Genomic DNA, 13365 nt, shown 5'->3' on the forward strand with positions numbered 1-13365 from the left:
CGATGAATCTGCACCGTGCGTGGCGCTGGGCGAGGAAAGCCCAGTTTCTTCTTGTTGGTCATGGGTTTATCGCTGCTTTTGGAGGCGAGCGGGGTATGCATCTGCACCCACCAAGGCTTGCATAAGCAAGCCGCTGCTCTCGCTAGGGGCTTCGGCGTTCATCCCGCTCTTCTAATGGTGGCCCTCAACACCACCAGCCAGCCCGCTAGTTGACTTGGAAAGCAGCACCCAGCAACGTGCCACATCCCTGCCAGCAGGTGGAGCCAACCGCCGAGCCGCTATGGAACGGAAGACACGGTGCGGAAGCTAGGTTACGTCATCTACAAGATCACCTTCCCCAACGGGAAGATCTACGTCGGGAAGGACATCGGCGAACCCGGCCACTCGATGCGCTACTTCGGTTCCTGGAATAACGCGGTAGTAGAGGCTGACTTCTCAAGCGAAGAGCTTCGTGACTTCACGCTGCGCAAGGAAATCCTGTTCGAGAGCCAAGACAAGGCGGAAGTATCGCGGCGAGAGGGGGAGTTCATCCGCGCTCTCAACTCCAACGACCCTCTCGTCGGCTACAACCGGTCTCACCGTCCTCGGAGCCGTAGATGAGCGCGGGGATGGTAGATGCTCCCTCAAGGCACTTGCGGCACCCTCACAGTTACCGCAGTGTAGGCACACAATCGCAACCCACCAGACACACACCGCAACTAGACCGCTCACCACGCATCCCAGCAAACTCTTGATACTCCAAGGTAAATCCGAGCTGGCCGCAGGACACTTCGACCCCTAGCCGCCTACCGCCGGAGCCAAATGACAAAAAGGGCCGGGTCGCAAGACCGGCCCTTTGTCTTTTCCTCCCGTCCCTCACCCCGCCTGCGCCGGGGCGTTCTGGTCGATGAGATACCGCTGCGACAGCGGCGTGGTCGCCGCCCCCAGCACCCGGGCATCCGCGCCGACCGTGCCCTCGCGGATCGCCGGCGGGTCGATGCCGGAGAGGTCCAGCCGGTGCAGGGCGGCGCCGGTGCGGGCGGTCAGTTCGGCGCGCACCGAGACCGGCATCCAGCCGTCGATCAGCACCGCCTCGATCTCGGTCAGCGCGGCGGCCGAGAGGGTGGCCCAGGCCAGCCCCTCGGCGGCGGTGTCAAGCCAGCGCTCCAGCAGCGCCGGGCCGACGCGCCATTCCTCGTGCTGCTCCCAGAGGTGGTCCGGGCTTTCGCCGGCGGCCTCCATCGCATCGGCCAGCACCGTCATCGAGGCGGCATCGAACAGCCGGCCCATGCGGCCGTCGCCGCCCGGGACCGGCATCGGGCCGACGCCGGCGGCATTGCCGGTGCGGCCGGTGAAGAGCTGGCCGTTCAGCACCAGCCCGCCGCCGATGAAGGTGCCGCAGTAGAAATACAGGAAATCCCGCGGCCGCTCGCCCCGCCCCAGCACCAGTTCGGCTGCGCAGGCGGCGGTGGCATCGTTGCGGATCACCACCGGCATCCCGGTCAGCGCCGCCAGTTCGGCCTGGATGTCGCGGTGGCGCCAGCTGTCCATCTCCTGCTGCGGCGCGCCGAGGGCATGGACCCAGTTCCACAGCTGGAACGGCATGGCGACGCCGAGGCCGCCGATGCGGGCGCGGCCGTCGGCGGGCAGGGTGGCGGCCAGCTCGGGCAGCGCCTCGCGGACGAAGGCGACGGCGCCGTCTGGGGTGGGATAGCGGTGGATGCGCCGCCGCATCCCGACGACCTGGCCGAGGAAGTCGATCAGCACCAGGTCGGCCGACCGCCGCCCGATCTTCAGCCCGAAGAAATAGGCCCCGCCGGCGGCCAGCGACATCGGGATCGAGGGCTGGCCGATCTGGCCCCGCTGCGGCTCCCCGCGCTGCAACAGGCCGTCGCCCTCCAGCCGCCGCATGATCACCGAGACGGTCTGCGCCGACAGCCCGGTCATCCGGGCGATGTCGGATTTCGCCAGCGCGCCCAGCTGGCGCAGCAGCGTCAGCACCAGCCTTTCGTTCTGCGCCCGCATCCCGGACTGGTTGGTTCCGCGGAACTGCGGGTCCTCGCCGGGCCGCTCGGGCGCCAGCCGCTCGGCCGCGGTGGTCTCTGTCGTCATTGCGCCTCTCCGATCACGCCCTTGCGCAGGATGACATTGGCGTAAAGCGCCGTCTCGCCGGTGGCAACGATGGTATGGGCGGCGCGGATGCGGGGATAGAGCGCCGCTCCGGCCAGCGCCTGCACGGCAAGGCCGGGACGGAGCCGGGCGCAGATTTCATCGATCCGCCGGTGGATCGGGCCGGCAAGCGCGGGGTCGTTGTCCAGGCCGGCGCGGAGGATGGCGGGGGCGTCGGCATCCAGCGGCAAGAGCTGCAGCACCGCCTCCAGCAGCACCGGCAGGCCGTGGCCATCGGCGCGGACCAGCCGGCGGGCGTGCTCCTGCGCCGGGTAGTTGCCGTCGACCAGCGCGATCTCGTCGCCATGGCCCATGGCGCGCAGGGTGGCCAGCAGGTCAGGCCCCAGAACCGGCGGTATCCCGATCAGCATCCTTGTCTCCCCCGCCCTCTGCCAGAGCCCCAAGGGTTGGGCCGAAGCCAGCATTCTGTCAATACTAAATCAATCTGATTTATTTATATTGACGCAAAGCGCCGAATCGGTTTTCCTTGCCCCATCGCAGCGGGAGGAACGGCTGCGCGACCGCGGCGGGGAGCTGCCGCTTCCAACTGGAGGACTGCCATGACCATTTCGATGAAGGCCCTTCTGGGCTCGGCCGCGCTTGCGCTGGCGGCGACCGGCGCCAGCGCCGAGACCGGCGCCTGCCTGATCACCAAGACCGACACCAACCCCTTCTTCGTCAAGATGAAGGAAGGCGCCGAGGCCAAGGCGGCCGAACTGGGCATCACGCTGAAATCCTATGCCGGCAAGATCGACGGCGACCACGAGGCCCAGGTCTCGGCCATCGAAGCCTGCATCGCCGACGGCGCCAAGGGCATCCTGATCACCGCCTCGGACACCAAGGCCATCGTCGATTCGGTCAAGGCCGCGCGGGATGCGGGCCTGCTGGTGATCGCGCTGGACACGCCGCTGGACCCGATCGACGCCGCCGACGCCACCTTCGCCACCGACAACTTCCTGGCCGGCGAGCTGATCGGCAAATGGGCAGCGGCGACGCTGGGGGCCGAGGCGGCGAATGCCAGGATCGCGCTGCTCGACCTTGCCATCGCGCAGCCCTCGGTGGACGTGCTGCGCGACCAGGGCTTCCTGCAAGGGTTCGGCATCGACCTGGCCGACCCGGCGAAATGGGGCGACGAGACCGATCCCCGCATCGTCGGCCATGACGTGACCGCCGGGAACGAGGAAGGCGGGCTGAAGGCGATGGAATCGCTCTTGGCCAAGGACCCCGAGATCAACGTGGTCTATACCATCAACGAACCCGCCGCCGCCGGCGCCTACGAGGCGCTGAAGGCCGTGGGCCGCGAGGGCGAAGTGCTGATCGTCTCGGTCGACGGCGGCTGCCCGGGCGTCACCAACGTCAAGGACGGCGTGATCGGCGCCACCTCGCAGCAATACCCGCTGCAGATGGCCTCGCTGGGGATCGAGGCCATCGCCGCCTTCGCCAAGGACGGCAGCAAGCCCGTCCCGACCGAGGGCAAGGACTTCTTCGACACCGGGGTGACGCTGATCACCGACAAGCCGGTGGAGGGCGTGGAATCGATCGACAGCGCCAAGGGGCTGGAGCTGTGCTGGGGCTGAGCCCTGCACGGAAAGGTTGATCGGTTCCCGGAACCGGCACACAGTTGACCCGGCGGGGGCGGCCTTGGCGCCGCCCCTGTCACGACCGGCACCCGTCCGGCCAGTCCCGGACGCGCGAGGGAGGGGACCCCATGTCATCTGACGCCAAGGCCGCAACCAGTTACGAGGAGGGCCTGAAAGGCGCCTCGACCCGGGTCGCGGAATTCCACGAGGACAAGACGGCGCTGAAACGGTTGCAGACCTGGCTGCACCAGACGCCATCGGCAGTGCCGATGATCGTGCTGGTGGTGGCGCTGGTGGTGTTCGGCTTCCTGTCGCCGAACTTCTTCAAGCCCGCCACGCTGTCGACCATCCTGCAGCAGATCGCCATCGTCGGCATCCTGGGCTGCGCGCAGTCGCTGGTGGTGCTGACCGCCGGCATCGACCTTTCCGTGGGCGCCATCGCGGTGTTCTCCTCGGTGATCATGGGGCAGTTCACCTTCCGCTACGGCATACCGGCCCCGGCCTCGATCCTGATCGGGCTGGCGGCGGGCACCGCCATGGGCTTCGCCAACGGCTGGCTGGTGGCGAAGGTCAAGCTGCCGCCCTTCATCGTCACCCTCGGCACCTGGCAGATCCTGCTGGCGGCCAACTACATCTATTCCGCCAACGAGACGATCCGGTCGTCCGACATCGCCGCCAGTGCCGCGTCGCTGCAGTTCTGGGGCTCCTCGATCCAGCCGGGCGGGGTGAAGGTGCTTTATGCCGTCTTCCTGCTGGTCGCGCTGGTGGCGGTGATGGCCTATGTCCTGCGCCACACCGCCTGGGGCCGCCATGTCTATGCCGTCGGCGACGACCCCGACGCGGCGGAGCTGGCGGGGGTGCAGACCAAGCGGGTGCTGATCCAGGTCTATGCGCTGGCGGGCCTCTTCTGCGCCGTCGCCGGCTGGGTGATGATCGGCCGCTTCGGCTCGGTCTCGCCTTCCGCCTCCACCGGGGTGATGGGCAACATCCAGTCGATCACTGCGGTGGTGATCGGGGGGATCTCGCTCTTCGGCGGCCGCGGCTCCATCGTCGGCATGTTCTTCGGCGCGCTGATCGTCGGCGTGTTCGAGATGGGGCTGAAGATGGTCGGCACCGACCCGCAATGGACCTTCTTCCTCATCGGCCTGCTCATCATCATCGCCGTGGCGGTGGACCAGTGGATCAGAAAGGCAGCGGCATGACTGTTCAAGTGTCGGGGGAACCCATCCTCAAGGCGCGCGGCCTGGTGAAGCGCTACGGCAAGGTCACCGCGCTGAACAACTGCGACTTCGACCTGATGCCGGGCGAGATCCTCGCCGTCATCGGCGACAACGGCGCCGGCAAGTCCAGCCTGATCAAGGCGCTGTCCGGCGCGGTTCAACCGGACGAGGGCGAGATCATGCTGGAAGGCAGGCCGGTGAAGTTCGCCAGCCCGCTGGACGCGCGGGGGTCGGGCATCGAATGCGTCTACCAGACGCTGGCGATGTCCCCTGCCCTCTCCATCGCCGACAACATGTTCATGGGCCGCGAGTTGCGCAAACCCGGGATCATGGGCCAGCTGTTCCGCCAGCTCGACCGCCCGGCGATGGAGAAATTCGCCCGCGAGAAGCTGAACGAGCTGGGGCTGATGACGATCCAGAACATCAACCAGGCGGTGGAGACGCTTTCCGGCGGCCAGCGCCAGGGGGTGGCGGTGGCCCGGGCGGCGGCCTTCGGCTCGAAGGTGGTGATCCTGGACGAACCGACCGCGGCGCTCGGCGTCAAGGAAAGCCGCCGGGTGCTGGAGCTGATCCGCGACGTGCGCGCGCGCGGGATTCCGATCATCCTGATCAGCCACAACATGCCGCATGTGTTCGAGGTGGCCGACCGCATCCACATCCACCGCCTCGGCAGCCGGCTCTGCGTGATCGACCCGAAGGACCATTCGATGTCCGACGCGGTGGCCTTCATGACCGGCGCCAAGCTGCCGGAAGGGGTGGAGGAAGCCGCCTGAGACGGGAAGGCCAACGGCTTGGCCGGGCGGGATGAGGCGAGGCATTGCCTCGCCCCCGCCCGCCCGCGGCGGTTGCACCCGGAGGCGGTGGCAGCACATAACCCCGAGAGGCCAGCGCCCGAACCCGGCGGGCGAGAAGCGCCCGCCGAGGGCGGGCGCTGGCCGGGACTTGTGGTCCCGGCCGGGACAAGGGTAACCGTTGCCCTGCGGCGAAGGCGCGCGCCTTCGCCGAACAGGCCGCAGAAGATCGGCGCTCCGCCTCTTCCGCCGCTCACCCCACCGGCAGCCGCGCCTCGGCCATGCCGGCATACCAGCTGGCGCCGAAGGGGATGGCGCTGTCGTCGAAATCATAGGCCGGATGGTGGACCATGGCGGTGTCGCCGTTGCCGAGGAAGATATAGGCCCCCGGCCTTTCGTTCAGCATGTAGGAGAAATCCTCCGCCGCCATCAGCGGCGCCACATCCATGTCGACCCGGCCCGAGACGGCGCGGGCGACCTCGGCCGCGAAGCCGGTGTTCTCGGCGGCGTTGACGGTGACCGGATAGCCGCGGTGATAGTGCAGCTCCGCCCGGGCGCCGAGCGCCAGCGCGGTGCCCTCCACCACCTCGGCCAGCCGCTTCTCCACCAGGTCCTGCACCTCGGGGTCCAGGGTGCGGACGGTGCCCTTCATCTGCACCACCTGCGGCAGCACGTTGTGGGCCGGGCTGTCGGTCTCGACCGTGCAGACCGAGACCACGGCCTGTTTCAGCGGATCGACGTTGCGGCTGGCGATGGTCTGGATCGCCACCACGATATGGGCGGCGACCACGGTGGTGTCGATGCAGTCGTGCGGCTTGGCGGCATGGCCGCCCTTGCCGGTGACCACGATCTCGAACTGGTCGGCGGCGGCCATCATCGCGCCGGGGCGGATGGCGAACTGGCCGACCGGGATGCCGGGCATGTTGTGCATCCCGTAGACTTCATCTATTTTCCAACGGGTTATCAGGCCATCTTCCACCATCTTCAACCCGCCGCCGCCGCCTTCCTCGGCCGGCTGGAAGATGCAGACCACGGTGCCGTCGAAGTTGCGGGTCTCGGCCAGGTATTTCGCCGCGCCGAGCAGCATGGCGGTGTGGCCGTCATGGCCGCAGGCGTGCATCCGCCCCGGCGTTTCCGAGGCATAGGGCGCGCCGCTCCGCTCATGGATCGGCAGCGCGTCCATGTCGGCGCGCAGGCCGATGCTGCGGCCCCGGCTGTCGGTGCGACCCCGGATCACCGCCACCACACCGGTCTTGCCGATGCCCTCCACCACCTCGTCGCAGCCGAAGCCGCGGCACAGCTCGGCCACCCGGGCGGCGGTGCGGTGGACCTCGAACAACAGCTCGGGGTGGCGGTGGAAATCATGCCGCCAGGCGGTGATCTCGGGCAGGAGTTCGGCGAAACGGTTCTTGACAGGCATGGCAGGCTCCTTTGCGCGGAGCCTGGACCGGCGCGGGGCGGAGGGCAAGGGCTCCTCGGGGACTTCGTCCCTCGTCGCCTGCCGACGACAAGCCGAAGGCGCAGGAGGAGGACCCTACAGGCTCGGCCCCGGCCTGATCTTCGTGCCGTCGGAAAAGCGCGACAGCCGGAAGCGGCTCAGGTCGTGACCCACCGCGCCGCCCGCCACCAGGTCGGCGACCACCCGGCCCATGCCGGGGCCGATGCCGAAGCCGTGGCCGCTCATCCCGGTGGCGATGGTCAGGCCGGGAACCAGTGCATGGTCCACCACCGGCACCACGTCCGGCATCGTGTCGATCATCCCCGCCCAGGCCGAGGCCAGCCGCGGCCGGCCGAGCGCCGGGAAGGCGGCGGCGAAGGCGTCCTGCACCTTGCCAAGCGTCTTCAGGTTCGGCGCCGGGTTCAGAATACGCATCGCCTCGAAGGGCGAGGCCGCGTCCTCCGCCCAGGTCCGCGGCGTGCCCCAGGCGTCGGGGAAGCCCTTGGGCGCGGCAAGGCGGAAGGTGGTGGCGCGGAAATCGTTCCGCAGCACCGGCAGGTAGGAGAAGAACGAGGCGAAGGCATCCCGGCCGATGAAGAAGTCATGCGCCGAGCCGCCGGGGGCCAGCGTGTAACCGCCATCGGCGCGGCGGCGGAAGGCGAAGTCGTCGTCGGCCGCAGCGCCGGGGAAGACCTCCGGCATCGGCCCGGTGGCGCCGACCGAGGCCAGCACCGACAACTGCGGAATCCTCACCCCATGGCGGCGCAGGAACAGCCGCGACCAGGCCCCGGCGGCGACCACCACATGGTCGCACGCCACCCGGCCCGCCTCGGTGACGACGCCCGCAACCCTGCCGCCCGCGATGTCCAGCGCGCGGACGGCGCAGGCTTCGCGGATCATCACCCCGCGGTCCTCGGCAGCGGCGGCCAGCATCGGCACCGCCACCCAGGGCTCCGCCCGCGCGTCCGAGGCGGTCCAGAGCGCGCCCTTCCACGCCGCCGCGGCGCCGTTCAGCATCGCCGCGGCCTCGGCCGCGGTCAGCAGGCGCGTGTCCAGCTGATGCGCCCGGGAATGCTCGGTCCAGGCCTCGAAACCGGCGATCTCGCGGTCGGTCTTCGCCAGATACATCACCCCGGTCTGCCGGAACCCCAGCCCCTCGCCCAGCTCGGCGGCGAGGCGCTTCCAGATCGACAGGCTTTCCACCATGATCGGCAGCTCGCCCGGGTCCCTGCCCTGCTGGCGCACCCAGCCCCAGTTGCGGCTGGACTGTTCGCCGGCGATCCGGCCCTTCTCGCAGAGGAAGACCGACAGGCCCTTCTGGCGCAGGAACCAGGCCGTCATCACCCCGATCACGCCGCCGCCGACGATCACCACATCGGCACGGGGCGGCAGCGGGGCGGAGAAGCGGACGGGGGTGCCGTCGTGGATCGGGAAGGTCATCGCCGGGCCTCCGGGGCCCCGCAGGCCCGCAGCTGACGCAGTATCAGGATTTCCATGTCCCTTCCCCATATCTTGCGGCCAGCCTCTGCGCGCCGGTGCGGACTGTCAATATCTGGCCTGCGGTCAAGGGTGCCGATTCCCGGACGAAACCCCTAATGCATCGCCTTCCTGATCCGGCGGACCATCAGCCAGACCAGCCCGATCACCGGCAGCACAAGGGCGGCGGTCAGCATCTCCTTGGTCCAGCCCATCGCCGCGGCGAAAGGATAGGCCAGATAGGCGGCCAAGCTGACGGCATAATAGCTGATCGCCACCACCGACAGCCCCTCGACCGTGTGCTGCAACCGCAGCGCCAGGTCGGCGCGGCGGTCCATGCTCTCCAGCAGCCGCTGGTTCTGGCCCGAGCGCTCGACATCCACCCGCGTCCGCAGCAGCTCGGCCGCGCGGATGGCGCGTTCGGACATCTCGCGCAGGCGCTTCTCGGCGGATTTCACCGTGCGCATGGCGGGGTCGTAGCGGCGCATCATGAATTCGGCCAGGGTCTGGCGACCGCCGAGCCGGTCCTCGCGCAGGACCTGGATACGCTGGTTCAGGATCGCCTCATAGGCCGCCGTCGCGCCGAAGCGGAACGAGAAGCGGACCGCCAGGCCCTCCAGCTCCGCCGCGATGGAGAGAAGCTCGTGCAGCACCTCTTCAGAGGGCCGGGCGCCGCTGTCCAGCCCCGCGACCAGCGCCTCCATCTTCGGGTCGAGCGCGTTCAGCCATTGCGTCAGCTGGCGCGCGCGCATCAGCCCCAGCATCGACATGGCGCGATAGGTTTCGATCTCGCAGAGCCGCTGGACGATGCGGCCCACCCTGCGGGGCGAGCCGCCGGGCCGGACGAAGACGGCAAAGCGCATGTGGCCGGCCGGGTCGATGCGGAAATCGCCGGCGATCACCGCCGCGTCGTCGACCACGCGAGACAGCACCATGCTTTCGGGCACGAACCAGTCGGCGCAGGCGCGCAGGATGTCGTCCTCGTCCGCCGGCATCGGCGCGACGCGGATCAGTGCCGAGACCAGGCGGTCGCCCGGCGCGGCCTCGACCCAGTCGGGCGGGAAGACCTCGGCCTCCGCCGGGTCGAAGGGGCGGGGCGAGAGGCCGGGGCAGAAGGCCGAATAGGTCACGAATTCGGTGTGGCTCTCCCATTTCAGCTCGGCCCGGCCGATGGGACCGGAGTAATGGGTGGCCTCTGGCTGCGGATGGGCGCCGCCGTGGCGGTCGATCAGCGCCAGCAGGTGGGCGCGGTCGCGCGCCCGGTCGCGGTTGGCGGCGTCCACCGGCGGCTTGATCGCCAGGAAGACGGCGGTGCAGGGCAGCTCCAGCGCCGGGAAGGGGCGGGCGTGCAGTTCGTTGACGGTGGCATAGCGCAGGGGATGGTCGGCAGGCATCTTCGGCGGTCCGGTGGGGTCTGTTTCGGCCAGATGGACGGCGGCACGGCGGCGGATGCCAGAAGTTTCGCGGGATACCGGGGTATGCGGCGGGGGTGTTGCGCGAATGCAAAAGGCCCCGGCGCGATGCCGGGGCCCTTGCACGATTTTTGGGCGCAAGATCGGTCCTAGTCGATCATCGGCAGCAGCGCGTCCAGCGATTTCTTGGCGTCGCCGTAGAACATCCGGGTGTTGTCCTTGTAGAACAGCGGGTTCTCGATGCCGGAATATCCCGTGCCCTGCCCGCGCTTCGACACGAAGACCTGCTTGGCCTTCCAGCACTCCAGCACCGGCATCCCGGCGATGGGGGAGTTCGGGTCCTCCTGCGCCGCCGGGTTGACGATGTCGTTCGAGCCGATGACGATGGCGACATCGGTTTCCGGGAAGTCCTCGTTGATCTCGTCCATCTCCAGCACGATGTCGTAAGGCACCTTCGCCTCGGCCAGCAGCACGTTCATGTGGCCGGGCAGTCGCCCCGCCACCGGATGGATGGCGAAGCGGACGTTCTTCCCCTTGGCGCGCAGCTTGCGGGTCAGTTCGGAAACCGACTGCTGCGCCTGCGCCACCGCCATGCCGTAGCCGGGGATGATGATCACGGAATCCGCATCGTTCAGCGCCGCCGCCACGCCCTCGGCGTCGATGGCGATCTGCTCGCCGGTGACTTCCATGGCCGGGCCCGAGGTGCCGCCGAAGCCGCCGAGGATCACCGAGATGAACGAACGGTTCATCGCCTTGCACATGATGTAGGACAGGATCGCACCGGAGGAGCCAACCAGCGCGCCGACCACGATCAGCAGATCGTTCGACAGCGAGAAGCCGATCGCCGCCGCCGCCCAGCCGGAATAGCTGTTCAGCATCGACACCACTACCGGCATGTCGGCGCCGCCGATGCCCATGATCAGGTGGTAGCCGATGAAGAAGGCCAGCAGCGTCATCCCGATCAGCGCCAGCACCGAGCCGGAGTTCAGGTAGACCAGCAGCAGCAGCAAGGAGCCAAGGGCCGCGCCGGCATTCAGCACATGCCCGCCCGGCAGCTTCTTCGCCTTGCCATCCACCTTCCCGGCCAGCTTGCCATAGGCGATGACCGAGCCGGTGAAGGTGACCGCGCCGATGAAGACGCCGAGGAACAGTTCCACCCGCAGGATCGACAGTTCCACCGGGGTCTTGTGCGCCAGAAGGGCGGCGAAGCCGGTCAGCCCGGCCCGGCCCGCGGCATCCAGCCCCGCCACGTCGGCGGCCTCGATATGGGCGTTGTAGCCGATGAAGACCGCAGCGAGGCCGACCAGGCTGTGCATGGCGGCGACAAGCTGCGGCATCTCGGTCATCTGGACGCGCTGCGCGACATACCATCCGGCGGAACCGCCGATGACCAGCATGGCCAGGGTGACATACCAGTTGCCCGCGCCCGGGCCGATCAGCGTGGCCAGCACCGCCAGCGCCATGCCCACGATGCCATACCAGACCGCGCGCTTGGCGCTTTCCTGCCCCGACAGACCGCCCAGCGACTGGATGAAGAGGACGGCGGCGACGACATAGGCCGCGGTGGTGAATCCGATTTCCATCTGCCCTGCCCCTTACGACTTCTGGAACATGGCCAGCATCCGCCGCGTGACCATGAAGCCGCCGAAAATGTTGACCCCCGCCATCAGCACCGACAGCGCGCCGAGGATGATGACCAGGATGTTCCCCGATCCGATCTGCAAGAGCGCGCCGAGGATGATGATCGAAGAGATCGCGTTGGTCACCGCCATCAGCGGCGTGTGCAGCGAATGCGAGACGTTCCAGATCACCTGGAAGCCGACATAGCAGGCCAGCACGAAGACGATGAAGTGCGACATGAAGCTGGCCGGGGCGTAAAGCCCGGCCAAGAGCAGCAGCCCGCCGCCGATGGCCAGCAGGCCGACCTGGCTGCGGGTCTGCGCCTTGAAGGCGGCGACTTCCTGCGCCCGGCGTTCCTCGGGCGTCAGTTCCTTGGGCTTTTCCTTCGGCTTCTGCGCCGCGATGGCCTGCACCTTGGGCGGCGGCGGCGGATAGGTCACCGCGCCGGCATGGGCCACGGTGGCGCCGCGGATCACGTCGTCTTCCATGTTGTGGTCGATCACGCCGTCCTTCTTCGGCGTAAGATCGGTCAGCATGTGCCTGATGTTGGTGGCATAAAGCGTGGAAGCCTGCGTCGCCATCCGGCTGGGGAAGTCGGTGTAGCCGACGATGGTCACGCCGTTGTCGGTGACGATCTTCTGGTCCGGCACCGTCAGGTCGCAGTTGCCGCCGCGCTCGGCCGCAAGGTCGACGATGACGCTGCCGCGCTTCATCATCGCCACCATGTCCGCGGTCCAGAGCTTCGGCGCCGGGCGGCCGGGGATCAGGGCGGTGGTGATGACGATGTCCACCTCCGGTGCCAGCTCGCGGAACTTCTTCAGCTGCGCCTCGCGGAACTCCGGGGACGAGGGCGCCGCATAGCCGCCGGTCGCGGCGCCGTCCTGCGCCTGTTCGGAGAAATCGAGATAGACGAACTCCGCCCCCATCGACTCGATCTGCTCGGCGACCTCGGGGCGCACGTCGAAGGCCAGCGTGATCGCGCCGAGGCTGGTCGAAGTGCCGATGGCCGCCAGCCCCGCCACGCCCGCACCGACCACCAGAACCTTCGCCGGGGGCACCTTGCCCGCCGCCGTCACCTGGCCGGTGAAGAAGCGGCCGAAGTTGTTGCCGGCCTCGATCACCGCGCGGTAGCCGGCGATGTTCGCCATCGAGGACAGCGCGTCCATCTTCTGGGCGCGCGAGATGCGGGGCACCATGTCCATGGCGACCACGGTCGCGCCGCGCTCGGCCACCAGCTTCAGCAGCGCCTCGTTCTGCGCCGGCCAGAAGAAGGAGATCAGCGTCTGGCCCGCACGGAGAAGCTTGGCCTCCTTCTCCTCCGGCCCGCGCACCTTGACCAGCACGTCGGCGGCATCGACCACGGCCTTCGCCGTCTTCAGCACCTCGACGCCCGCCGCGGCATAGGCGTCATCGGTGAAGCCCGCCTTCGTCCCCGCGCCCGCCTGGATGCAGCACGCATGCCCCAGCTTTTGCAGCTGCAGCGCCGAATCGGGGGTCATCGCCACCCGGTTCTCGCCCTCGAAAATCTCAGCCAAAGCGCCGATCTTCACCGATCTCTCCCCCTTCCGTGGCGGTTTTCCCGCCTGTCCCGTCGCTGCTGTAGCATCGGGGACCATGATTTCAACCGTTGAATGCTGCCCCGCGGCGTTTCCTCCGGGCCCTGCGGCCCCGCTTCTTGGG

Annotated in this window: 11 protein-coding genes; 4 read left to right on the top strand and 7 right to left on the bottom strand. The window is 68.5% G+C overall.

Translation table 11 applies throughout. The features are described from left to right. Positions 1–297: 297 nt before the first annotated feature. Positions 298–600, top strand: coding sequence for a GIY-YIG nuclease family protein (locus tag G5B31_RS16460; protein ID WP_165019300.1), 303 nt, complete (start codon positions 298–300; stop codon positions 598–600). Between the two features lie 255 nt (positions 601–855). On the opposite strand, the gene G5B31_RS16465 is transcribed toward G5B31_RS16460, so the two are convergent. Together G5B31_RS16465 and G5B31_RS16470 are read right to left on the bottom strand one after the other, a co-directional pair. After that, complete coding sequence (locus G5B31_RS16465) at positions 856–2091, bottom strand: ROK family transcriptional regulator (protein WP_165019301.1); 1236 nt, start codon at positions 2089–2091, stop codon at positions 856–858. Further along, positions 2088–2519 carry an RbsD/FucU family protein gene (locus G5B31_RS16470; RefSeq protein ID WP_165019302.1) on the bottom strand — a complete coding sequence of 144 codons (432 nt, stop codon included), beginning with the start codon at positions 2517–2519 and terminating at the stop codon, positions 2088–2090. Before G5B31_RS16470 ends, G5B31_RS16465 begins: the two co-directional genes overlap by 4 nt. Positions 2520–2708: 189 nt before the next feature. Between G5B31_RS16470 and G5B31_RS16475 the strand changes: the two genes are divergently transcribed. The 3 genes from G5B31_RS16475 (at position 2709) to G5B31_RS16485 (ending at position 5721) form a co-directional block, all read left to right on the top strand. Continuing rightward, the gene (locus G5B31_RS16475; RefSeq protein ID WP_394352138.1) at positions 2709–3725 is read left to right on the top strand and encodes a sugar ABC transporter substrate-binding protein; all 1017 of its coding nucleotides are present in this window, start codon (positions 2709–2711) and stop codon (positions 3723–3725) included. A gap of 131 nt (positions 3726–3856) precedes the next feature. Continuing rightward, positions 3857–4930, top strand: coding sequence for an ABC transporter permease (locus tag G5B31_RS16480; protein ID WP_165019303.1), 1074 nt, complete (start codon positions 3857–3859; stop codon positions 4928–4930). After that, a complete protein-coding gene (locus G5B31_RS16485; RefSeq protein ID WP_165019304.1) occupies positions 4927–5721 on the top strand; it encodes an ATP-binding cassette domain-containing protein in 795 nt (264 codons plus the stop codon). The genes G5B31_RS16480 and G5B31_RS16485 overlap by 4 nt, the downstream gene beginning before the upstream one ends. A 271-nt stretch (positions 5722–5992) precedes the next feature. On the opposite strand, the gene G5B31_RS16490 is transcribed toward G5B31_RS16485, so the two are convergent. The 5 genes from G5B31_RS16490 to G5B31_RS16510 all read right to left on the bottom strand — a co-directional run bounded on the left by G5B31_RS16490 (position 5993) and on the right by G5B31_RS16510 (position 13235). Next, entirely contained in the window at positions 5993–7159 is a 1167-nt protein-coding gene (locus tag G5B31_RS16490; RefSeq protein ID WP_165019305.1) for a M20 aminoacylase family protein, read from the bottom strand. Positions 7160–7273: 114 nt separating this feature from the next. Next, positions 7274–8617 (bottom strand): FAD-binding oxidoreductase, encoded by a 1344-nt coding sequence (locus G5B31_RS16495; protein ID WP_165019306.1) that lies wholly within the window; start codon positions 8615–8617, stop codon positions 7274–7276. Positions 8618–8769: 152 nt separating this feature from the next. After that, entirely contained in the window at positions 8770–10047 is a 1278-nt protein-coding gene (locus G5B31_RS16500; RefSeq protein ID WP_165019307.1) for a DUF3422 family protein, read from the bottom strand. Between the two features lie 167 nt (positions 10048–10214). After that, positions 10215–11648 (bottom strand): NAD(P)(+) transhydrogenase (Re/Si-specific) subunit beta, encoded by a 1434-nt coding sequence (locus G5B31_RS16505; RefSeq protein ID WP_165019308.1) that lies wholly within the window; start codon positions 11646–11648, stop codon positions 10215–10217. A 12-nt stretch (positions 11649–11660) separates the two neighbouring features. After that, the gene (locus tag G5B31_RS16510) at positions 11661–13235 is read right to left on the bottom strand and encodes a Re/Si-specific NAD(P)(+) transhydrogenase subunit alpha (protein WP_165019309.1); all 1575 of its coding nucleotides are present in this window, start codon (positions 13233–13235) and stop codon (positions 11661–11663) included. Positions 13236–13365 lie beyond the last annotated feature (130 nt).

Origin of the sequence: Rhodobacter sp. SGA-6-6, assembly GCF_011043545.1 — a bacterium.
Lineage (GTDB): Bacteria > Pseudomonadota > Alphaproteobacteria > Rhodobacterales > Rhodobacteraceae > Pseudogemmobacter.

Coding starts and splice junctions, on each gene's coding strand:
- G5B31_RS16465 (WP_165019301.1), bottom strand. CDS start 2,091: ATGACGACAGAGACCACCGCGGCCGAGCGGCTGGCGCCCGAGCGGCCC.
- G5B31_RS16470 (WP_165019302.1), bottom strand. CDS start 2,519: ATGCTGATCGGGATACCGCCGGTTCTGGGGCCTGACCTGCTGGCCACC.
- G5B31_RS16475 (WP_394352138.1), top strand. CDS start 2,709: ATGACCATTTCGATGAAGGCCCTTCTGGGCTCGGCCGCGCTTGCGCTG.
- G5B31_RS16480 (WP_165019303.1), top strand. CDS start 3,857: ATGTCATCTGACGCCAAGGCCGCAACCAGTTACGAGGAGGGCCTGAAA.
- G5B31_RS16485 (WP_165019304.1), top strand. CDS start 4,927: ATGACTGTTCAAGTGTCGGGGGAACCCATCCTCAAGGCGCGCGGCCTG.
- G5B31_RS16490 (WP_165019305.1), bottom strand. CDS start 7,159: ATGCCTGTCAAGAACCGTTTCGCCGAACTCCTGCCCGAGATCACCGCC.
- G5B31_RS16495 (WP_165019306.1), bottom strand. CDS start 8,617: ATGACCTTCCCGATCCACGACGGCACCCCCGTCCGCTTCTCCGCCCCG.
- G5B31_RS16500 (WP_165019307.1), bottom strand. CDS start 10,047: ATGCCTGCCGACCATCCCCTGCGCTATGCCACCGTCAACGAACTGCAC.
- G5B31_RS16505 (WP_165019308.1), bottom strand. CDS start 11,648: ATGGAAATCGGATTCACCACCGCGGCCTATGTCGTCGCCGCCGTCCTC.